Annotated in this window: 20 protein-coding genes; 5 read left to right on the top strand and 15 right to left on the bottom strand. The window is 68.3% G+C overall.

Features of this window, described 5'->3' with window-relative positions; genetic code table 11:
• Positions 1 to 16 precede the first annotated feature (16 nt).
• Together K254_RS0102355 and dxr are read right to left on the bottom strand one after the other, a co-directional pair.
• Positions 17 to 1,333 carry a M50 family metallopeptidase gene (locus K254_RS0102355; RefSeq protein WP_035748892.1) on the bottom strand — a complete coding sequence of 439 codons (1,317 nt, stop codon included), beginning with the start codon at positions 1,331 to 1,333 and terminating at the stop codon, positions 17 to 19.
• Between the two features lie 52 nt (positions 1,334 to 1,385).
• Complete coding sequence (gene dxr, locus K254_RS0102350) at positions 1,386 to 2,627, bottom strand: 1-deoxy-D-xylulose-5-phosphate reductoisomerase (RefSeq protein WP_051388702.1); 1,242 nt, start codon at positions 2,625 to 2,627, stop codon at positions 1,386 to 1,388.
• A gap of 152 nt (positions 2,628 to 2,779) precedes the next feature.
• Between dxr and K254_RS0102345 the strand changes: the two genes are divergently transcribed.
• Positions 2,780 to 3,739 carry an endonuclease domain-containing protein gene (locus K254_RS0102345; RefSeq protein WP_026554025.1) on the top strand — a complete coding sequence of 320 codons (960 nt, stop codon included), beginning with the start codon at positions 2,780 to 2,782 and terminating at the stop codon, positions 3,737 to 3,739.
• Positions 3,740 to 3,784: 45 nt separating this feature from the next.
• Here K254_RS0102345 and K254_RS0102340 read toward each other — a convergent pair whose 3' ends face one another.
• The 7 genes from K254_RS0102340 to K254_RS0102310 form a co-directional block, all read right to left on the bottom strand.
• On the bottom strand, positions 3,785 to 4,588 hold the full coding sequence (locus tag K254_RS0102340) for an HpcH/HpaI aldolase/citrate lyase family protein (protein ID WP_035749437.1): 804 nt from the start codon (positions 4,586 to 4,588) through the stop codon (positions 3,785 to 3,787).
• Positions 4,589 to 4,659: 71 nt separating this feature from the next.
• The gene (locus tag K254_RS21350; protein ID WP_051388701.1) at positions 4,660 to 5,190 is read right to left on the bottom strand and encodes a MaoC family dehydratase; all 531 of its coding nucleotides are present in this window, start codon (positions 5,188 to 5,190) and stop codon (positions 4,660 to 4,662) included.
• Positions 5,187 to 5,840 carry a CoA transferase subunit B gene (locus tag K254_RS0102330; protein ID WP_026554023.1) on the bottom strand — a complete coding sequence of 218 codons (654 nt, stop codon included), beginning with the start codon at positions 5,838 to 5,840 and terminating at the stop codon, positions 5,187 to 5,189. The genes K254_RS21350 and K254_RS0102330 overlap by 4 nt, the downstream gene beginning before the upstream one ends.
• 1 nt (position 5,841) lies before the next feature.
• On the bottom strand, positions 5,842 to 6,630 hold the full coding sequence (locus tag K254_RS0102325) for a CoA transferase subunit A (protein ID WP_026554022.1): 789 nt from the start codon (positions 6,628 to 6,630) through the stop codon (positions 5,842 to 5,844).
• 33 nt (positions 6,631 to 6,663) lie between these two features.
• A complete protein-coding gene (locus tag K254_RS0102320) occupies positions 6,664 to 7,827 on the bottom strand; it encodes an acyl-CoA dehydrogenase family protein (RefSeq protein ID WP_026554021.1) in 1,164 nt (387 codons plus the stop codon).
• Complete coding sequence (locus K254_RS21345; protein WP_051388699.1) at positions 7,814 to 9,979, bottom strand: acetyl/propionyl/methylcrotonyl-CoA carboxylase subunit alpha; 2,166 nt, start codon at positions 9,977 to 9,979, stop codon at positions 7,814 to 7,816. The genes K254_RS0102320 and K254_RS21345 overlap by 14 nt, the downstream gene beginning before the upstream one ends.
• Positions 9,980 to 9,984: 5 nt before the next feature.
• Complete coding sequence (locus K254_RS0102310) at positions 9,985 to 11,592, bottom strand: carboxyl transferase domain-containing protein (RefSeq protein WP_026554020.1); 1,608 nt, start codon at positions 11,590 to 11,592, stop codon at positions 9,985 to 9,987.
• A 127-nt stretch (positions 11,593 to 11,719) separates the two neighbouring features.
• Between K254_RS0102310 and K254_RS0102305 the strand changes: the two genes are divergently transcribed.
• Complete coding sequence (locus K254_RS0102305) at positions 11,720 to 12,328, top strand: SACE_7040 family transcriptional regulator (protein WP_196810855.1); 609 nt, start codon at positions 11,720 to 11,722, stop codon at positions 12,326 to 12,328.
• 93 nt (positions 12,329 to 12,421) lie between these two features.
• On the opposite strand, the gene K254_RS0102300 is transcribed toward K254_RS0102305, so the two are convergent.
• The 4 genes from K254_RS0102300 to pdhA all read right to left on the bottom strand — a co-directional run bounded on the left by K254_RS0102300 (position 12,422) and on the right by pdhA (position 16,541).
• Positions 12,422 to 12,790, bottom strand: a complete 369-nt coding sequence (locus tag K254_RS0102300) for an SPW repeat protein (RefSeq protein WP_035748886.1) — start codon at positions 12,788 to 12,790, stop codon at positions 12,422 to 12,424.
• Positions 12,791 to 12,964: 174 nt separating this feature from the next.
• A complete protein-coding gene (locus K254_RS0102295) occupies positions 12,965 to 14,407 on the bottom strand; it encodes a dihydrolipoamide acetyltransferase family protein (protein ID WP_026554017.1) in 1,443 nt (480 codons plus the stop codon).
• A 2-nt stretch (positions 14,408 to 14,409) separates the two neighbouring features.
• A complete protein-coding gene (locus K254_RS0102290; protein WP_026554016.1) occupies positions 14,410 to 15,420 on the bottom strand; it encodes an alpha-ketoacid dehydrogenase subunit beta in 1,011 nt (336 codons plus the stop codon).
• Positions 15,420 to 16,541, bottom strand: coding sequence for a pyruvate dehydrogenase (acetyl-transferring) E1 component subunit alpha (gene pdhA / locus K254_RS0102285; RefSeq protein ID WP_026554015.1), 1,122 nt, complete (start codon positions 16,539 to 16,541; stop codon positions 15,420 to 15,422). Before pdhA ends, K254_RS0102290 begins: the two co-directional genes overlap by 1 nt.
• 220 nt (positions 16,542 to 16,761) lie before the next feature.
• Between pdhA and K254_RS0102280 the strand changes: the two genes are divergently transcribed.
• Positions 16,762 to 17,238 carry an Lrp/AsnC family transcriptional regulator gene (locus tag K254_RS0102280; RefSeq protein WP_026554014.1) on the top strand — a complete coding sequence of 159 codons (477 nt, stop codon included), beginning with the start codon at positions 16,762 to 16,764 and terminating at the stop codon, positions 17,236 to 17,238.
• Between the two features lie 6 nt (positions 17,239 to 17,244).
• On the opposite strand, the gene K254_RS0102275 is transcribed toward K254_RS0102280, so the two are convergent.
• On the bottom strand, positions 17,245 to 18,060 hold the full coding sequence (locus tag K254_RS0102275) for an alpha/beta hydrolase (protein WP_035748884.1): 816 nt from the start codon (positions 18,058 to 18,060) through the stop codon (positions 17,245 to 17,247).
• A gap of 208 nt (positions 18,061 to 18,268) precedes the next feature.
• Between K254_RS0102275 and K254_RS0102270 the strand changes: the two genes are divergently transcribed.
• Positions 18,269 to 18,685, top strand: coding sequence for a DUF4383 domain-containing protein (locus tag K254_RS0102270; RefSeq protein WP_026554012.1), 417 nt, complete (start codon positions 18,269 to 18,271; stop codon positions 18,683 to 18,685).
• A gap of 2 nt (positions 18,686 to 18,687) precedes the next feature.
• A complete protein-coding gene (locus tag K254_RS24680; protein ID WP_051388697.1) occupies positions 18,688 to 19,371 on the top strand; it encodes a hypothetical protein in 684 nt (227 codons plus the stop codon).
• Between the two features lie 133 nt (positions 19,372 to 19,504).
• Here the strand turns inward: K254_RS24680 and K254_RS0102260 are convergent, their stop codons facing one another.
• Complete coding sequence (locus K254_RS0102260; protein ID WP_081709835.1) at positions 19,505 to 21,151, bottom strand: solute symporter family protein; 1,647 nt, start codon at positions 21,149 to 21,151, stop codon at positions 19,505 to 19,507.
• Position 21,152: the final 1 nt, after the last annotated feature.

The following is a 21,152-nucleotide window of genomic DNA, read 5'->3' as shown; positions in this document are numbered from 1 at the left end:
CGGCGACAGCGAATCACTAGCCGAAGACGTTGACGGGCTTGACGATGTCCGCGTAGATCAGCAGCGCGCCCATCACCATCATGAGTCCGGCCACCACATAGGTCACCGGCAGCATCTTGGCGATGTCGAACGGCCCCGGATCCTTGCGGCCGAAGAGCTTCGCCACCATCCGGCGGGCGCCTTCGTAGAGGGCGCCCAGCACGTGGCCGCCGTCCAGGGGCAGCAGCGGGATCAGGTTGAACACGCACAGGGCAAGGTTCACGCCGCCCAGCAGGCCGATCAGCGTGGCCAGTTTGGCGCTGATGGAGACGTCCTCCATGGCGGCAACCTCACCGGCCACCCGGCCCACGCCCACCACGGAGATGGGGCCGTTGGGGTCGCGCGGGGCGCTGCTGAAGGCGGCCTCGGCCACGCCCACCAGGCGCTGGGGCAGGTTGAGCACGACGCCGGAAATCTGGACCATGCTGTTGCCCACCGAGGGCAGCACGGCGGTGATCGGCTGGCGCACCATGGCCGAGGTGGGGCCGACGCCGATAAAGCCGACCTCCGTCGTCGTCGTATTGCCGGCGGCATCCTTGACCGGAAGACCATTGGCATCCAGCACGGGGCGGGCCGTCAACACCGGCGTGATGGACGTGGTGATGGCGGAGCCGTTGCGCTCCACGGTGATCGGCACTTCCTTGCCGGCGGAGGCGCGGATCCAGTTGGTCAGCGTGGTCCAGTCGGTCACGGCCTTGCCGTCGAAGGAGGTGATGACGTCCCCGGGCTTGAGCCCGGCGGCAGCGGCCGGCGTCGGCGTGCAGTTGTATAGATCGGTGGGCGGCGCCTCGCCGGCCTTGACCTGGCAGACGTTGACGTCGGAGAGCGTGGTGGTGGCGGTCGGGGCGCCGAAGCCCATCAGCAGCACGCCGGTGAGCACCACGCCGATGACCAGGTTCATGAACGGCCCGCCGAGCATGATGATGATCTTCTTCCACACCGGCAGCTTGTAGAAGACGCGGTTCGCGTCGGCCTCCCCCACTTCCTCATGGGCCATGCTGCGGGCCTCGGTGGCCAGCGTCTGGAACATGCCCGTGCTGGAGGGTCGGACGGAGCCGTCCACCGGATTGGGCGGGTACATGCCGATCATCGCCACGTAGCCGCCGGCCGGGATGGCCTTGAAGCCGTATTCCGTCTCGCCCTTCTTCCGCGAGAACAGCGTGGGGCCGAAGCCGATCATGAACTTGGTGACGCGCACCTTGAACAGTTTGGCGGGCAGCAGGTGGCCCACCTCGTGCAGGGCGATGGACACGGCAATGCCCACGGCCACAAAGGCCACGCCCAGGATGAACATCAATACAGTCACAGTCGTCTTTTCTCGCTCTGGGGTTCTCGGGGAAGGCGGATCAGCCCTTGAGTGCTAAACGCTCATTGGTGCGGGCACGTGCCCAGCCCTCAGCATCCAGCACCGAGTCTACGGTGAGCTTGGAATCGGCCGAGTGTTCGCCGAGAACCTCGGCCACGGTGTCCACGATGTCCAGGAAGCCGATCCGGCCGGCATGGAAGGCGTGGACGGCTTCCTCGTTGGCGGCGTTGTAGACGGCAGGGAAGGTGCTGCCGCGCCCGGCGGCCTCCTTGGCCAGCTCGACGGCGGGGAATGCCACCGTGTCCAGGGGTTCGAAGGTCCAGCTGGTGGCCTGGGTCCAATCACAGGCCAGCGCCGCGCCGGGCACCCGCTCCGGCCAACCCAGCCCCAGCGCGATCGGCAAACGCATGTCCGGCGGCGAGCACTGGGCGATTGTCGATCCGTCGGTGAACTGGACCATGGAGTGCACCACGGACTGGGGGTGCACGACGACGTCGATCCTCTCCAGCGGAACGCCGAAGAGCAGATGCGCCTCGATCACTTCCAGGCCCTTGTTGACCAGCGAGGCGGAGTTGGTGGTGACCATCAGGCCCATGTCCCAGGTGGGGTGCTTGAGCGCCTGGGCCGGTGTCACATTGGCCAGCTCGGCCCGGCTGCGGCCGCGGAACGGACCGCCGGAGGCAGTGAGGACCAGCCGGTCCACCTCCGCCGCCGTGCCCGAGCGCAGCGCCTGGGCCAGCGCGGAATGCTCCGAATCCACCGGCACCAGCTGGCCCGGGGCTGCGGCGCCGGCGACCAGGGCGCCGCCGACGATCAGCGATTCCTTGTTGGCCAGCGCCAGCAGTGCGCCGGAGTCCAGGGCGGCCAGCGTCGGGGCCAGACCGATGGAGCCGGTGATGCCATTGAGCACCACATCCGCTTTGCCCGCGGCACCCGTCCAGCCGGCAATCACGGTGGAGGCATCCGGGCCGGCCACGATTTCCGGGGCATAGCCCGCGGCACCGGCGGCAGCGGCGATCTGGGCGATCAGCGTGCGCAGCGCCCCGGCGTCGCCGTCGGCAATGCCCACGGCCTCGGCACGGGTGTGCACGGCCTGGCGCGCCAGCAGTTCCAGGTTGCCGCCACCCGCGCTGAGCGCCGTCACGATGAACCGCGGCTCCCCGTCCGCCGTCCGGGCGCTGTCGATGACGTCGATGGCCTGGGTGCCGATGGACCCGGTGGAACCGAGCAGGATCACCCTGCGGGTTGCGGCGGACTGCTGGGCATGGCGCGAATTCTGCATTCCCCCAGTATTCCGCACTCCCGCCCCCAACTAGGTGACAGCTATGACACGTTCCGGGCGCGAAAGTGTGCGATAACTGTCACCTACTTGGGGCGTGAGGGAGGCCTGTGGACAACGCCGGCAGGAATCCAGACGAATTGTCATCATGGGTCATGCGCAGACTTCCACTTCTTCCCATCGAACTGGCATCGGCACCGTTCACCATTGCGGACGCATTGGCCGGCGGCATCCCCTACGATCGCCTGCGCCACCGGCAGATCCTCCGCCTGTCCAGGGGAATCGCCACCCTGCCGCGTCGGGATGACGACGACGGCGCACTGCCGCTGGCGCTGCTGGCGCGCCCCTACAGCCGGGTCACCGGGTACTCCGCCGTCTCCCACGCCACGGCGTTCCGCATCTGGCAGCTTCCGGGGCATCTCCCCGGCATGGACGAAGACACCATCCATGTGGCGCGCCAGTCACCCCATGGGATTCCCCGCCGGCGCGGCGTCACGGGCCACCGCCTCCAGTTTTTCGACGACGAGGTCGAATGCCTCGACGGATTGTGGATCACCACCCGGAGCAGGACGTGGCTGGACTGTTCACGGCGCATGACGGTGGACGAACTCACGGTGGCCGCGGACCACCTGCTGCGGATCCCGCGCCCTGAATTCGAGGGCCGCAGCGAGCCCTATGCCCGGCCGGAAGACTTGGCGGACATCCTGGATCGGCATTGGGGCACGCCCGGCATCCGCAAGGCTCGGCTGGCCCTGGAGCAGGCCAGGATCGGCAGCGATTCGGCGCCCGAAACCCTGCTCAGGCTCGCCGTCGTCCGCGCCGGCCTGCCCGAACCTGAACTCAACGTGCCCGTCCCACTGCTGCCCGGCGTCGTCCGTCTTCCCGACCAGTCCTTCGCACGGTTCAAGGTGGCGGTGGAATATGAAGGCTCCCACCACGCCGATCCCGCCCAGGTGGAACGGGACATCGACCGCGAGGAGGATTTCGCCGCAGCCGGCTGGATCCAGGTGCGGATCTCCAAGCGGCATATGAAGGACGATGCCCGCGCGGCCGTTCGAAAGGTCCGCGCCGCGCTGCTGCAGCATGACTGGACCCCTCCCGGCCCAAGTAGGTGACACTTATCGCACATTCGCGGCGCGAAAGTGTGCGATAAGTGTCACCTAGTTGGGCTGGGAGGCGCGGCGGAGGGTTTCCTGGGCGTGTTTGAGGATGGGGCCGTCGATCATCCGGCCCTGGTAGGTGAAGACGCCGGTTCCGGCGGCCCGGGCGGCATTGAGCACATCGTGGGCGGCGCTGACCTGCTCCGGCGAGGGCACATAGGCGGCGCGGACCACGGCCACCTGGCCGGGGTGGATGCAGGCCTTGGCGGCAAATCCAGAGGCGACGGCGTCCTCGGTCTCCACGGCCAGCCCGTCCAGATCGGGGATGTTGACGTACACGGAGTCGATGGCGGCCTTGCCGTGGGCGCCGGCGGCGAGCAGCACCTGCGAGCGCGCGTGCAGGGCGACGGCGCGGTAGCCGCCGCCGGGTCCGCGGCTGGAGGTCCCGCCCAGGGAGGCGAGCAGGTCCTCGGCGCCCCACATCAGCCCCACGACGTTCTTCTGGCGTGCAATGGCCGGCGCATTCAGTACGCCGCGGGCACTCTCGCAGAGGGCGACGACGTCGTACCCGGGGAGGGAGGCGATGGCGTCCGCGTCCTCGGCCTTCGCGACCATGATGGTCCTGTAGCCGGTCCCCGCCAGGGCGGCCAGGTCCGCGGCGGCCTCTGGTGTGCCCAGCGGGTTGATGCGCACGATGGTCCGGGCCGGGTCCAGGGTGGAGGTCTGCAGATGCCGCCGGGCCTCTGCCTTGGCACCGGGGGCTACGGCATCCTCCAGATCAAGGATGACGGCGTCGGCGCGTTCGGCGGCCTTCGCATAGCGCTCCGGCCGGTCGGCGGGGCAGAACAACAGGGCCGGGCCCATGGACAGGGTGCGCGGTGTCGCGGTCAAGCAGTGCTCCTTCAATAACGATGGCGGTGCGGGCCGGGAGGCGTTCAGTCCCCGGGTGCTGCTGCGCCCTCAGACCGTGTGGCCGCGGCCTGCCGTGCCGCCTCGGCGTTGAGCCACATGAGGCAGCTGCGGGTGACGGTGCCCACCACCTCCCCGTGCTGGTTGCGGCCGGTGTGGGCCATTGTGACAATACCCTGCCCGGGCCGGGAGGCCGAGCGCCGTTTGGAGGTGACGACCGTCTCCGTATAGAGCGTGTCCCCGTGGTGCACGGGGTGGGGAAAGACGACGTCGGTCATCCCCAGCTGGGCGATGATGGTCCCCTGCGTCAGCTGGGCAACGGACTGCCCGACCATGGTGGACAGCGTGAGCATCGAGTTCACCAGCCGCTGGCCGAAGGGTTGGCCCTCGCTCCATGCGGCGTCCAGGTGCAGGGCCTGGGTGTTCATGGTGAGGGTGGTGAACAAAACGTTGTCCGCCTCGGTGAGGGTGCGGCCGGGCCGGTGAGCGTAGACCACATCCAGCTCCAGCTCATCGAAGTACAACCCCCGCTGGGTGATGACCTTGGGTGCACTCATATGTCGTCCTCGTTGTGCCATTCGATCTTCAGTTCCGCTCCGGTGGCGGCGATGACATCTGCGGCGGTGACGCCCGGGGCGACCTCGCGCAGCACCAACCCCTCATCCGTGACGTCGATGACGGCCAGATCGGTGATGATCCGGTCCACGCAGCCCCGCCCGGTGAGCGGCAGCGTGCACTGCTGCAGGATCTTGGGGTTCCCGGCCTTGTCCGTGTGCTCCATCATCACGATCAGCCGCTTGGCGCCGAACACCAGGTCCATGGCGCCGCCCATGCCCTTGACCATCTTGCCGGGGATCATCCAGTTCGCCAGGTCGCCGTTCGCGGCCACCTCCATGGCCCCCAGCACCGCCACGTCCACATGCCCGCCGCGGACCATGCCGAAGGAGGTGGCGGAGTCAAAGTAGGCGGCACCCTTGTTGACGGTGACGGTTTCCTTGCCGGCATTGATCAGATCCGGGTCGACGTCGGCCTCCAGCGGGTAGGGGCCGGTGCCCAGGATGCCGTTCTCCGAATGCAGCACCACTTCGACGCCGGCAGGGATGTAGTTGGGGATGAGCGTGGGCATGCCGATGCCGAGGTTCACATACTGGCCATTCCTAAGCTCTGCGGCCACCCGGGCGGCGAGCTCGTTGCGGGTCAGCGCCATGTCAGGCCTCCCTGGTCTCGGGCGAGGCGGGGGCGGTGACGGTGCGCTTTTCGATGCGTTTCTCGCTGTCGGGTGATCCGGGCGGGACGTGGACCACGCGCTGGACGAAGATGCCGGGCACGTGGACATGCTCCGGATCAATCTCGCCCGGTTCCACGAGCTCCTCGACCTCGGCGATGGTGATCCTGCCGGCCATGGCGCACAGCGGATTGAAGTTCATGGCCGTGGCGTGGAAGACCAGGTTGCCGTGCCGGTCCCCACGCAGCGCATGCACCAGCGCAAAGTCCGGCGTCAGCGATTCCTCCAGCACATAGTCCGCTCCCCCGAAGGTGCGCACCTCCTTGGCCGGGGAGGCGATCGCCACCCCGCCGGCGCCGTCGTACTTGCGCGGCAGGCCGCCCTCGCTGACCTGGGTGCCGACGCCGGCAGCGGTGAAGAACGCCGGGATGCCCGCCCCGCCGGCGCGCAGCTTCTCGGCCAGCGTGCCCTGCGGGGTCAGCTCCACCTCCAGCTCCCCGGCGAGGAACTGGCGGGCAAACTCCTTGTTCTCCCCCACATAGGAGGACACGGTGCGGCGGATGCGCCCGTCCGTCAGCAGTATGCCCAGCCCCCAGTCGTCGACGCCGCAATTGTTGCTGACCGTCTCCAGCCCGCGGGTGCCCTGGCGGTGCAGGGCATTGATCAGCGCCACGGGGATGCCGCACAGGCCGAAACCACCCACCGCCAGCGATGCCCCGTCCGGAATGTCCGCCACGGCCGCGGCGGCCGATCCAACCACTTTGTTGATCATCGTTGATCCTCTCGTTGTGGTGCCGTTCCTCCGCTACAGGCCCAGGTCCCGGGCGATCAGCATGAGCTGGACCTCCGTGGTCCCCTCGCCGATCTCCAGGATCTTGGAGTCCCGGTAGTGCCGGGCCACGGTGAAGTCGTTCATGAACCCGTATCCCCCAAACACCTGTGTGGCATCGCGGGCGTTGTCCATGGCGGCCTCGCCTGCGACCATCTTAGCGATGGCCGCCTGCGTCTTGAACGGCTTTCCGGCGAGCATTCTGGCCGCCGCATCGTAGTAGGCCAGGCGGGCGGTGTGGGCCCGTGCCTGCATGCGGGCGATCTTGAAGGCAATGGCCTGGTACTTGCCGATCATGTTGCCAAAGGCATGCCGTTCGCTGGCGTAGCGCACCGCCTCGTCCACGCAGCCCTGGGCTGCCCCGACTGAGAGCGCGGCGATGGCGATGCGGCCCTCATCCAGGATGGAGAGGAAGTTCGCATAGCCCCGCCCGCGCACCCCCAGCAGATTGGCTTCGGGAACGTGCACATCGCTGAGCGTCAGCGGATGGGTGTCCGAGGCGTTCCACCCCACCTTGTTGTAGGCCTTCTCCGCCGTGAACCCGGGCGTGTTGGTGGGGACCAGGATGGTGGAGATCTCCTTCTTCAGCGTCCCGTCCTCCCGCTCACTGGTCCCGGTGACGGCGGTGACGGTGACCAGCCGGGTGATGTCGGTGCCGGAGTTGGTGATGAACTCCTTGTTCCCGTTCACCACCCACTGCCCGTCCACCAGCTCCGCGCGGGTCTTGGTGCCGCCGGCGTCGGAGCCCGCCTCCGGTTCCGTCAGGCCGAAGCCGGCGAGCGCCTTGCCCGAGGCCAGCAGGGGCAGCCATTCCTCCTTCTGGGCGTCGGTGCCGAAGCGGTGGATCGGCATGGCCCCTAGGGAGACGCCGGCCTCGAGGGTGATGGCCACCGACTGGTCCACCCGCCCCAGCTGCTCAAGGGCCAGGGCGAGGGCGAAGTAGTCCCCGCCCATGCCGCCGTGCTCCTCCGGGAAGGGCAGGCCGAACAGGCCCATATCCGCCATTTGGGAGACCACGTCGTAGGGGAAGCTGTGCTCCGCATCGTGTTTGGCGCTGACCGGGGCCACCACCTGGTCGGCAAAGTCGCGGACTGTGTCGCTGAGTTCCTGGTAGTCCTCGCTGAGTTCAAAGCTGGGCATGGCGGCTGTCTCCTTCGCTGCCGGCCGGGGCGTCGTCGCCCTCGGCCGTGGGGTTGTCTGCCACCGGATCTGCGGTGGCGTGGATGGTGGCGACAATCTGGCGTGCTTTGACCAGGTCGCCGGGTTTGACCGTCAGGTGGACGATGCCGGCCACCGCGGCGGTGAGTTGGTGCTCCATCTTCATGGCCTCCACGGCCAGGAGCACCGTGCCGGGCACGACGGCGTCTCCCGAGGAGACATTCACACTCACCACCGTGCCGGGCATGGGCGAGGCGACCTGCGGATCCGCTGCACCCTCCGGCCGGGCCAGGCCGGCCAGCATCGCCGCCACCCGCTCGCTGCGGCTGCGCCTCAGCACGGGGAAGGATCTGCCGTCCGCCCCGATCCACAACACGCCGTCGGCCAGCGCAAAGCGGGCCTTCGTGGCGGCGCCGTCGAACTCCACGAGGGTCGAGTCGGCCAGCTCCACCAGCCGGACCGCGTGCTCCACACCGCCGTCCAGCACCACGCGGGCCGAGGCGGAGGCATCGGAGATGGTGATCTGGGACAGGGCCGCCGACACGGGCACGGCGGCGTCGACGGCGCCCGGCCCCGGCTCCAGCAGCACCTCCACCGGCCGGTCCGGACCGAGCCGCCAGCCGGTGGCGGTGGTCCACACCCCTGTGGCACCGCCGTTGGCAGCGGTCCCGAAGGCGGATTCCTCCGCGGCGTGCCGGTGCAGCCAGAGAGCGGCCGCCGCCAGCAGTGCGGCGTCCGGGGCCTGGAACACCATCCCCGGGAGCTTGCGCCCGATCAGCGTGGTGTCCAGCCGTCCGGCCCGCACATCAGGATCGGCCAGCAGCAGCCGCAGGTACTCGATGTTGGTGCCCAGCCCCAGCACGGTGGTGCCGGCGAGGGCCCGGTCCAGCCTGTCGATGGCCGCGGCGCGGTCCGGCGCCCAGGCAATGATCTTGGCCAGCATGGGGTCGTAGTCCGAGCCGATCTCCAGCCCGTCCACCAGCGCAGAGTCCACCCGGACGCCGTCGCCGGTGGGTTCTGACAGGGCCAGCACCCGCCCGGCCGTGGGCAGGAAGCCGTGCTCCGGGTCCTCGGCGTAGAGGCGGGCCTCGACGGCATGGCCGGTGAGGCGGATGTCCCGCTGGGCCAGGGCCAGCGGCTCCCCCGCGGCGATCCGCACCTGCCACTGGACCAGGTCCACTCCCGTGACCATTTCGGTCACCGGGTGCTCCACCTGCAGCCGGGTGTTCATCTCCATGAAGAAGAACTCCTCCGGCGCGGCATCGGAGACCAGGAACTCCACGGTGCCCGCCCCGCTGTAGCCCACGCTGCGGGCGGCGTTGCAGGCAGCCGCCCCGATCCGCTCCCGGATGTCCGCCCCATTCGGGACGCCGTCCAGCAGCGGCGAGGGTGCCTCCTCGATCACCTTCTGGTGGCGGCGCTGCAGGGAGCATTCGCGCTCGCCCAGATGCACCACGTGGCCAAAGTTGTCCGCCAGGATCTGCACCTCGATGTGGCGCGGGCTGGGGATCAGCCGCTCCAGGAACAGGGTGTCGTCGCCGAACGCGCCTGCGGCCACGCGGCGGGCGGTGGCCAGGGCCGCGGGCAGTTCATCGTGGGACAGCACGGCGGCCATGCCCTTGCCGCCGCCGCCGGCCGAGGGCTTGATCAGCAGTGGATAGCCGACGGCGTCGGCGGCGTCGAGCAGCTCGGCGTCGCTCAGCCCGGGGCGGGCGATGCCCGGAACCACGGGGACGTCGAAGCCGGCCACATGGTTCTTGGCCCGGATCTTGTCCCCCATCAATTCCAGGGCGCGCACTCCGGGGCCAATGAACACGATGCCGGCGGCGGCCAGGGCCTTGGCAAAGTCCAGGTTCTCCGCCAGGAAGCCGTAGCCCGGGTGCACTGCCTGGGCACCGCTGGCCTTGGCTGCGGCCACGATGGCCTCGATGTCCAGGTAGCTGCGCGCCGCGGCGGCGGGCCCGATCCGCACGGCGGCGTCGGCCAGGCGCACATGGCGGGCCCCGGCGTCGGCGTCGGAATAGACGGCCACCGATTTCAGGCCCATGGCCTTCAGGGAGGAGATCACGCGGCAGGCGATCTCGCCGCGGTTGGCCACCAGAACGGTGGTGATGGGTGCTTTCGCAGATTTCACGTCTCTCACATCCTGAACAGGCCGAAGGAGGTCTCCGGCAGCGGCACCCGGGAACACACGTCAAGGGCCAGGCCCAGCACCGTCCGCGTGTCAGCGGGGTCGATCACGCCGTCGTCCCACAAGCGGGCGGTGGAGTAGTAGGGGCTGCCCTGGTCCTCGTACTGCGCCTTGATGGGTGCCTTGAAGGCCTCCTCCTCGGCGGCGGACCAGGCCCCGCCCGCGCCCTCGATCTGCTCGCGTTTGACGGTGGCCAGTACGGCCGAGGCCTGGTTGCCGCCCATCACGGAGATCCGGCTGGCCGGCCACATCCACAAAAAGCGCGGCGAGTACGCCCGACCGCACATGGAGTAGTTGCCGGCGCCAAAGGAGCCGCCCACCACCACCGTCAGCTTGGGGACCCTGGCCGTGGCGACGGCGGTGACCATCTTGGCACCGTGCTTGGCGATGCCGCCCTGCTCGTAGTCCTTGCCCACCATGAAGCCGTTGAGGTTCTGCAGGAAGAGCAGCGGAATGCCGCGCTGGTCGCAGAGTTCGATGAAATGCGCCCCCTTTAGAGCGGATTCACTGAACAGCACGCCGTTGTTGGCCACAATGCCCACCGGATGTCCCTGCAGATGGCCGAAGCCGGTGACCAGCGTGGTGCCGTACTCCCGCTTGAACTCGTGGAAGCGGCTGCCGTCCAGCAGCCGGGCGACCACCTCACGGGCGTCGTAGGGCGTGTTCAGATCCGCCGGCACCGCGCCGTAGATCTGGGCAGGGTCGACGGCGGGCTCCTCGGGAGGCTGCACGTCCCAGGCCGGGGCGTCCGGGGCCGGCAGCGTGGCAATGATGTCGCGGACGATCGCCAGGGCGTGGGCATCGTTTTCGGCCAGATGGTCCACGACGCCGGAGATCCTGGCGTGCACCTCCCCGCCGCCCAGCTCCTCGGCCGTGACGATCTCGCCGATGGCGGCCTTCACCAGCGGCGGACCGCCCAGGAAGATGGTTCCCTGGTTGCGGACGATCACCGTCTCATCGCTCATCGCCGGCACATAGGCGCCTCCCGCGGTGCAGGAGCCCAGCACGGCGGCGATCTGCGGGATCTTCGCGGCGGACAACTTGGCCTGGTTGTAGAAGATCCGGCCAAAGTGCTCCTTGTCCGGGAACACCTCATCCTGCTTGGGCAGGAAGGCTCCGCCGGAGTCCACCAGGTAGATGCAGGGCAGCCGGTTTTCCAGCGCAATCTCCTGCGCCCGCAGGTGCTTCTTGACGGTCATCGGGTAGTAGGTGCCGCCCTTGACCGTGGCGTCGTTGCAGATGACCAGCACCGCCCGGCCGTGCACCAGGCCGATCCCGGCGATCACCCCCGCCCCCGGGGACTCGTCGTCGTACATGCCGTTGGCGGCCAGCGGCGCGATCTCCAGGAACGGGCTGCCCTCATCCAGCAGCGTGTCCACCCGGTTCCGGGGCAGCAGCTTCCCACGGGCCACGTGGCGCTCCCGTGAGCGCTCCGGCCCGCCAAGGGCCGCCGCGGCCAGCCTGGCCCGCAGCTCCTGGGCCAGCGCCCGCTGGGCCCGCTCATTGGCGGCAAAGGCCTCGCTCCCGGCATCCACCAGGCTTTGCATAGTCTCCATTGGCTTTTGCCCCAAATTCCTTTGCGAATTCCCGGTTTTGCTATGCCCGGGAGTACTTTGGTTAGTGGTGACTAACTGGAATTTAGGTTAGTCTGTCTAAACTGTGATGTCCAACACAAAGGGTGAAATGAGCCAGGAATTGCCCACGCGGCGCAGCCAGGCCAAGGCCAGCCGGCGCCGGACCATGCTTGACGCGGCCGCCGCGCTCTTCGCCCAGCGCGGCTTCAGCCGGGTCTCGATCGAAGACCTTGGCGCCGCGGCCGGCGTCAGCGGACCCGCCGTCTACCGGCACTTCAGCGGAAAACAGGCCCTGTTGGGGGCCCTGCTGCTGGATGTCAGCGACGAGCTGCTCTCCGGCGGCCGCGAGGTGGTCGCCACCACCGGGGACGACGACGGCGCGCTGCGTGCGCTGATCTCCTTCCATGTCGACTTCGCCCTGTCCAACACCGACGTCATCCGCGTCCAGGACCGCGATCTGGACAACCTCTCCCCCGAGGACCACAAGCAGGTGCGCATCCTGCAGCGCAGCTACGTGGAACTGTGGGTGGACCTGCTGGGCCGGCTCCACCCGGAGGAGGATTCCGCGGCCCGGCGCATCAAGGCCCATGCCGTCTTCGGCCTGATCAACTCCACCCCCCACAGCCTGCAGATGCACGGAAAACGGGTGGGCGCGAAGTCCGCACGCCCGGTGCTGGAGCAGATGGCCTGGGCGGCCCTGGTGGCTCCGGCCGCCTGAGGGCCCTGTTTTCCCCGCCACCGGCGGGTCCGTCCGGCCCCGGACAGAACGAAAGCGCCGGCTGAGTCCGGCGCTTTCGAAAGGGGCAGCGGCCTAGTGGGCCGGAGCGCCGCCATGGTCATGATCGGCATGCATGTGCATGCTCGGTTGAAGGGCCATGCCGGCTGCGATGAGGGCAAGCGCCCCGCCGATCCATGATGTCCATGCTGCACCCATCTGGCCGGAGTACTGGCCAATCCACGGGGACACGAACAGAAGGGCGCCAAGCGCAAGCTGGACCCACTCAGCCACCGGCATGCCGGGCGACATCAGGTTCCAGACTCCACAGACAATCAGAAGAACACCGCACCCGACCATGAGAAGCGTCGATGCACCGGCCTGGGCCGTCCACATCGTTGACAATGCGGCGTAGAGGCCGACGATCACAGCTACCCAATCCTGCCAGCGGTTCCACCTCTTCATTGATACCAACCTCCTTGGTAATACCTGGTTGTTGGCTCCCAAAGTGGGGGTCACTTCAAACTATAGGCACCCGCAAGAGGGCGGTCAATGGTCCTGCAAATCGACTGAATAACAGCACAATAACGGTCCTGACCTGCGGAAATGCCTTTTAGGCGCCCCGCAGGCCAGGGTCCGCTACACCATGGCCAGCACCAGGGCCGGATCGGCCAGCACGGCGCCGATGTCCGCCAGGAACCTGGAGCCCTGCTCACCGTCCACCAGCCTGTGGTCGAAGGACAGGCTCAGGGTCATGACCTGGCGCAGCGCCACCTCGCCGTTGTGCTCCCACGGCTGCCGCCGCACCGCCCCCATGGCCACGATGGCCGCCTCACCGGGGTTCAGGATGGGTGTACCTGCGTCGATGCCGAAGACGCCGATGTTGGTGATGGAGATGGTTCCGCCGCCCAATGCGGCAGGGGTGGTCTTGCCCGCCCGAGCCGTCTCGGCCAGCTCGCCCAGCGCGGCGGCCAGCTGGCGCAGGTCCAGCGCATGGGCGTCCTTGATGTTGGGCACCAGAAGTCCGCGCGGCGTGGCGGCGGCGATGCCCAGGTTCACATAGTTCATGGTGATGATCTGGCCATTGGCCTCGTCCCAGCGCGAGTTCACGCTCGGCTGCCGCGCGGCGGCCAGGCAAAGCGCCTTCGCCACAAGCGTCAGCGGGGTCAGCTTCAGCCCGGCGAAATCGCGCCGCGCCCTCAACCGTTCCAGCAGTTCCATGCTGGCCGTGACGTCAACTGTCAGGAACTCCGTGACATGCGGGGCGGTGAAGGCGCTGGCCACCATGGCGGCGGCGGTGTGCTTGCGCACGCCCTTGATGTCCGCCCGCTCCTCCCGGGGCCGCCCGGCGAAGGACGACGACGGCGGCGCGGGCACCTGGGCGGCGGCTGCCGGCCCGGGCGCCGCTGTGGCGGCTTCCGCCGCGGCTGGCACGGCTGCGGACACCGGGGCGGCGCCGGCCTTGGCGGCCAGCACATCCTCGCGGACGATCAGCCCGCCGGCACCCGATCCGGCGACGGTGGTGAGGTCGATGCCCAGATCCCGGGCCAGTTTGCGCACGGGCGGGGTGGACCGCGGGCGCTCGACGGCGGCGCCGGGGGCGGCGACAGTGGTCTCGACCTGCGGGGACGGGGCGGCCGGGCCCGTGGCGGCGGAACCAGGTTTCGGCTCCGCTGCGCTCCGCTCAACCACCGCGGGGGCGGGCGCGCCGATGCGGCGGCGGCGGACCGGGCGGCCGGTCTTTTCCGGGTCCGCCCCGTAGCCCACAAGGGTGGGGACGCGTTTGACCTCGGGGTTTGGGCCAGGCTCGGGGTTTCGGCTCCGCTCAACCACCGCAGAGTCGTCGACGACGTCGAAGGAGACGATCGTTTCGCCCACCTGGACCACGGTGCCGGGCTCCTCGTGCAGTCGGGCGATCACGCCGTCGTACGGGCTGGGCAGCTCCACCACGGCCTTGGCGGTCTCCACCTCGGCGATCACCTGGTTGAGCACCACGGTGTCCCCCACGGCCACATGCCAGGAGACGATCTCCGATTCCGTCAGGCCCTCGCCCAGATCCGGCAGCTTGAATTCCTTGATCATCATCATCCTTCCAGTCCGCTCTGCGAGTTGGGGCGGCCCAGGGCCCTGTCGACGCCGTCCAGAATCCTGTCCAGATCCGGCAGATGGTGCTTTTCCAGCTTCGAGGCCGGGTAGGGAATGTCGAAGCCCGTCACCCGCACCGGGGCGGCCTCCAGGAAGTTGAAGCAGCGCTCGGTGATGCTGGCGGCGATCTCCGCGCCCAGCCCGCCGGATTGGGCGGCCTCGTGCGTGATGACCAGCCGGCCGGTGCGGCGCACCGAGGCCTCCACCACGGCGTAGTCCACCGGGGCCAGCGAGCGCAGGTCGATCACCTCGATGGATACGCCGTCGTCCGCGGCCGCCGTGGCGGCGTCGAGGGCCGTGGACACCAGCGGGCCGTAGGTCACAAGGGTGACGTCGGTGCCGGCGGCGACGGTCCGGGCACTCTCCATGGACGGCGCCAGCGACAGCGCCCCGCCCTCCTCGACCTCGCCCTTGGTGTGGTAGCGGCGCTTGGGCTCGAAATAGAGCACCGGATCGTCGCAGGCGATGGCCTGGCGGATCATCGTGTAGGCGTCCTGCGGGTTGGAGACGGCCACCACGCGCAGCCCCGAGGTGTGGGTGAAATAGGCCTCCGGCGACTCCGAGTGGTGCTCCGGGGAGCCGATGCCGCCACCGAAGGGCACGCGGATGGTGATGGGCATCTTGACCCGGCCCTGCGTGCGGTAGTGCAGTTTGGCCACCTGGCAGACGATCTGGTCGAAGCCGGGGTAGATGAAGCCGTCAAACTGGATCTCGCACACCGGCCGGAAGCCGCGGTAGGCCAGCCCGACGGCGGTGCCCATGATCGCGGCCTCGGCCAGCGGAGTGTCGATCACCCGGTGGGCGCCGAAGTCCTTTTGCAGACCATCGGTGATGCGGAAGACGCCGCCCAGCTTGCCGATGTCCTCCCCCATCAGCAGCACCTTGGGATCATCTTCCATGGCCTTGCGCAGTCCGGCATTGATGGCCCGGCCGAATGTCATCGTGGACATCAGTTGCTCCCCTCGGTGGTGTCGGCGGAAAAGCCGGCCAGATACCGGCTGTAGTGCTCCTGCTGGCGCTCCAGCCAGGAGTTGGGGGTGGCGTAGACGTGGGCGAAGACCGCCTCCGGCTCCGGATCCACCAGCCCCAGGCAGCCGGCACGCAGGTCCTTGGCAACGCCGTCGGCCGCGGCGGCGATCTGCTCCTCCATCGCGGGGGTCAGGGCGCCGCTGGCCTCCAGCAGTGCGGCCACCCGGGCAATCGGGTCCTTGGCGCGCCAGTCCTCCAGCTCGTTGGCATCGCGGTAGCGGGTGGGGTCGTCCGCCGTCGTGTGCGGGCCCATCCGGTAGGTGACGGCCTCGATGAAGCTCGGGCCGCCACCGCTGCGGGCGCGCTCCAGCGCCCAGCGGGTGGCAGCGAGCACGGCCAGGACGTCATTGCCGTCCACGCGCATGCTCGGAATGCCGAACCCTGCGGCGCGACCGGCCAGGGGGATGTGGGACTGCAGGCCCACCGGTTCCGAGATGGCCCAGTGGTTGTTCTGGCAGAAGAAGATGACGGGCACCTGGAAGCTGGCGGCAAACACCATGGCTTCGTTGACATCGCCCTCGCTCGTGGCGCCGTCGCCAAAGTAGGCCACAGCCGCCGAGTCCGCGCCGTCCTGCTGGATGCCCAGCGCATAGCCGGTGGCGTGCAGGGTCTGGGCGCCGATGATGATCTGCGGGGTGGCCATGTTGATCTCGTACGGATCCCAGCCGGAGGAGGCGTTGCCGCGCCATACGCGGATCAGGTCCGTCAGATCCACACCGCGGCAGTAGGCGACGCCGTTCTCTCGGTAGCTGGAGAAGACGAAGTCATCCGGGCGCAGGGCACGGGCGGAGCCGATCTGGGAGGCCTCCTGGCCCAGCAGCGGCGGCCAGAGGGCCAGCTCGCCCTGGCGCTGCAGCGCCGTGGCCTCGGTGTCGATCCGCCGGACCACCACCATGTCCTCATACAGCTTCACCAACTCCTCGTCGGTGACGTCGGCAATGTAGGGGTCAAGCTCCGGATGCGACACCCGGACCCCCTTGTCCGTGATGAGTTGGAGCATGTCCTGCCCCTGCCCCGCTGTGCCGGCTTCGCCATGGCCCATGGTTCCACGCCCCTTTGCATGTAGTTGTTGCCGAAAGGCGCATCTTGTGGATGCTCCACCCGGCTCGGTGCTGGGTTTCTGGCCCGCTGTCCGTCATCGGACACCCTCGTCCGCATCTAATGTGACACTACTCACAGGCGGTGGATGGCACAACCGATCCGGAAATGACTGAGCATCATGCCCCGTTTGCCTCCCCGGGACCGTGCTAGCGTTGCGCATTATGCAAGCTCTGGATGGCACCGATGCCCGGATCCTTTTGGCCATGATCGACGATCCCCGCCAGACGGTGGTGGCCCTGGCCCAATCGCTGGGGCTCTCCCGCAACACTGTCCAGGCCAGAATGGCCGTCCTGGAAAAGAAGCATGCCTTCCTCTCTTTCGACCACCGGGTCAATCCGGTGGCCCTGGGCTACCCGTTGACGGCGTTCATCTCCGTGCACGTCCAACAGCAGAAGCTGGCACAGCTGGCCACCTCATTGGCCGCCATTCCCGAGGTGGTGGAGGCCCACGGCCTCAGCGGACGGGCGGACCTGCTGGTCCGGGTGGTGTCCACCGGGGCCGAGGACCTCTTTCGGATCAACGGGAAGATCCTCGCCTGCGACGGCGTGGAGCGCACCGAAACGTCGCTGGCCATGAACGAACTGGTGCCGTTCCGGATGGGCCCGCTGCTGGAGCAGGGCCCGCAGGCCCGCGGCTGACCCTTGCTAGAACCCCTTTGACTCCAGCCAGTCCAGTGCCACCGTGGCCACATCCTGCCATCCACTGTCGATGGTCAGCGAGTGGCCCTTCCCATCGAAGAGGTGGTGTTCGGTGACGGAGTCCTGGTTGTCGGCGTAGAGCATGTAGGCCTGCCAGGTGGCCAGCTCGGGCACCGTGTGGTCCTTGGTGCCGGCGGTCAGCAGCAGCGGCCCGCGCACGGCCTTGTGGGTGTCCACCGCCGCCGGCGAATCCTTGGTGAAGTTGGCCGTGGCATCCTCGAAGAGCGGCCGGCCGGGGCCGGGGATGGTCCAGCGCTCATGAAGCGCGTTGGATTCCGCCTCGGTGAGCGTGTTGCCAAAGCTGTAGTGGAAATGCTTGGCGGTCAGGGACACCGTCTTGTGGCGGTTGGCCGGATTGACGAGCACCGGCAGCGCCGTCCGCAGCTCCGCAAACGGCAGGGCCGTGACCCCCTTGATGGGCGCCGCATCGATGGCGATGGCTGCCGCCGCAAGGCCGTTGGCCAGCAGTTCCTGGGCAATCAGTCCACCAAAGGAATGCCCAATGACCACAGGCTTGGTCTCCGACTGCCCGATGATGCCTGCGTAGTGGTTGTAGATGGCTTCGATCCCGACGTCGTTGAGCGCCTCGGGCGCATTCCGCGTGGCCTCCACGGTTGCTCCGTCGCCGGGCCAGCCCGGCGCGCTGGCGGTGTAGCCGCGGCTGGCGAACAGCTCCACCCACGGCTCCCAGGAGCTGGCGTGCAGCCAGAGGCCATGGATGAACACGATGGGTGGGTGGACCGGCAGATCATTCTCGTTCATGGTGTCTTCCTTCCCAGCTCGGAGGGCTGTTGATTCAAGTGTGCGGCTGCCGTGGGGGCTTGGCCATGGCACCTGAAAGATTTCCCCCATCCATCCAATCCACACCCGCCGCGGCTCCGAATAATGCGTGAGGGGTTCCTGTCGGAGCTCCCAACATTCCGGACGGGCCACAGGCCCCTGTCCATTGGAAAAGGAAGGCTTGGTTTCGATGCGTACTTCACCCAACAAACTGCTTGCCACCATCTTTGGAGCCGTCTACCTGCTGGTCGGCGTGCTGGGCTTCGTCGTCACCAGCGGCATCGGCTTTTTCGCCACCGAGGGAGCCAATCTGATCATTTTCGCCGTCAACCCGCTCCACAACATCATCCACCTGCTGATCGGTGCTGCCTTGCTGTCCGCAGGGCTGAAGTCGACGGCGGCGGCCAAGGCCGTGAACACCACCGTGGGCGGCGTCTACCTGCTGGTGGGCATCGTGGGCCTGTTCCTGCTGGGCAGCAGCCTGAACATCATCGCCCTCAACGGCGCCGACAATGTGCTGCACCTCGCCAGCGCCGTCGTACTGCTGGGAGTGGGGCTCTCGCAGGACAAGACGGTCTCCGCGTCCATGTCCCACCGGACGGCCTAGCCATGGCCGGCGGCACCCGGTCCACCCCCGTTGCCCCCGAGGCGGTGGCGCTGTACACCGGATTGGCCGGGCTCGGCGCCGCAGCCCTGGGCTCGGCACTGGCCTCCAACCTATTGGTGGAGGCCGGGCGCGGCGGGACCTGGCAGCCGCTGCTTTGGACGGCGGGCGGCACCGCCGCAGCATGGGCAGCAGCATTGCTGCTGTGGTCTCTTCTCTCGCTGCGGCGGGGTCGCCCGCTTTTGGCACCGAAGACCGCGCGCGTCTTGTCCGTGGCTGCAGCGGTCCATCTGGCCACGGTCCTGGGCCAGCTGGTGTTCCGCAGTCCTGCGGAGCGGCACTTTGATCTGGCGGCGGTCTGCGCCGTCGTGCTGGAACTCTCGATCGTCGGCTCCCTGGGCTGGCTTGGCCGGCGGGACGCACGGGACTCGCGCCGGCTGGCCGCAAGGGGCGGCACGGACAGGACGACGGCGGGTGCGCCCGCGGCCGCTCCCCCGGCCGGCCGGCTGCTGGCGGCCATGTTTGCCGCCTCGCTGCTGGTTGCCGGAGTCACCACACCCGGTCTGGCGGCGTCGTCGGCCGGCCAGGTTGCTGTGCCGCACGGCGGCCACGGCGGATCCGGTGGCCACGGCGGATCGCCGGAGGGCACCAACCCGGCCCTGCACATCCCCCAGGGCCACCAGCATTAGGACGGGCAGCAACAACCGGCCCCTCTCCACGCACCGCCCCTCAACCACACACACGAAAACGCAGTTGGGGATGGTCCGGACGATCCGGACCATCCCCAACTGCGTTTTCGTGTGCGGTTTGGCTGGAAGGCCGCTAGTGGTTGGTGGCCTTCTCGGCTCCGACGCCGGTCAGCGAGCGCACCTCCATCTCTGCCTGCTTGGCGGGATCCTCCGTGCTCTTGTCCAGCATGGTGCCCAGCCAGCCCAGGAAGAAGGCCACCGGGATCGACACCAAACCGGGGTTGGCCAGCGGGAACCAGGCAAAGCTGGCGCCGGGGATCATGGCCTTGGGGCTGCCGGAGACCACCGGAGAGAACGCGATCAGGATGATCGCCACGGCCAGGCCGCCGTACATGCTCCACAGCGCACCCTGGGTGGTGAAGCGCTTCCAGAACAGCGAGTAGAGGATGGTCGGCAGGTTGGCACTGGCCGCGACGGCGAAGGCCAGCGCCACCAGGAAGGCCACGTTCTGCCCATTGGCCAGGATGCCGCCGCCGATGGCCACGACGCCGATGACCACCACCGTGCGGCGGGCCACCTTGACCTCCATCTGCGGGTTGGACTTGTCCTTGGCGATGACGTTGGCATAGATGTCATGGGCAAAAGAGGCCGCCGCTGTGATGGTCAGTCCGGCCACGACCGCCAGAATCGTGGCGAAGGCGACGGCGGAGATGAAGCCCAGCAGCACCGGTCCCCCAATGACGAAGGCCAGCAGCGGGGCCGCGGCATTGACGCCGCCGGGGGCCGCGAGGATTTCCTTGGCACCGATCAGGGCGCCGGCGCCGTAGCCGAGCACCAGGGTGAACAGGTAGAAGACGCCGATCAGCCAGATGGCCCACACCACCGACTTGCGGGCCTCCTTGGCCGTGGGCACCGTGTAGAAGCGCATCAACACATGCGGCAGGGCCGCCGTGCCGAGCACCAGGGCCAGCGCCAGCGAGATGAAGTCGAGCTTGGAGGTGCCCGTAGCACCGTACTGCTTGCCCGGATTCAGCAGGGCGGCTCCGCCGTCGCCGGCCTTGGCCACCGCGGCGTCCAGCAGCGTGGACAGGTTGAAGCCGTGCATGGCCAGCACGATGATGGTCATCGCCGCGGCGCCGACAATCAGCAGCGCAGCCTTGATGATCTGCACCCAGGTGGTGCCCTTCATGCCGCCGATCAGCACGTACAGGATCATCAGACCGCCCACCACGGTGATGACCACGGCCTGGCCCAGGGTGTCCTTGCTGTCCAGACCGAGCAGCAGCGAGACCAGTCCACCGGCACCGGCCATCTGCGCGAGCAGGTAGAAGAAGCAGACCATCAGCGTGGTGGTGGCCGCAGCGATGCGCACGGGGCGCTGCTTCAACCGGAAGGAGAGCACATCTGCCATGGTGAACTTGCCGGTGTTGCGCAGCAGTTCGGCCACCAGCAGCAGGGCCACCAGCCAGGCCACCAGGAAGCCGATCGAGTAGAGGAAGCCGTCATAGCCGTTGACGGCGATGGCCCCGGTGATGCCCAGGAACGACGCCGCCGAGAGGTAGTCGCCGGCGATCGCGGTGCCGTTCTGGCCACCGGAAAACGAACGGCCGGCCGCGTAGTAGTCGGCTGCCGTCTTGTTGTTGCGACTGGCCCGGAACACCACCACCAGGGTGATGGCCACGAAGGCGGAGAAGATCAGAATGTTGATCCAGGTGGTGTCCTTCATCTGGGTCGCCAGGGCCGCGGGGACGGCGGCAGGCAGGGACATGTAGGCGCCCATG

It is taken from the genome of Arthrobacter sp. 35W, assembly GCF_000482545.1.
Lineage (GTDB): Bacteria > Actinomycetota > Actinomycetes > Actinomycetales > Micrococcaceae > Specibacter.
Note: the sequence above shows the minus strand (reverse complement) of the source record. Positions and strands in the feature narration are given on the sequence as shown.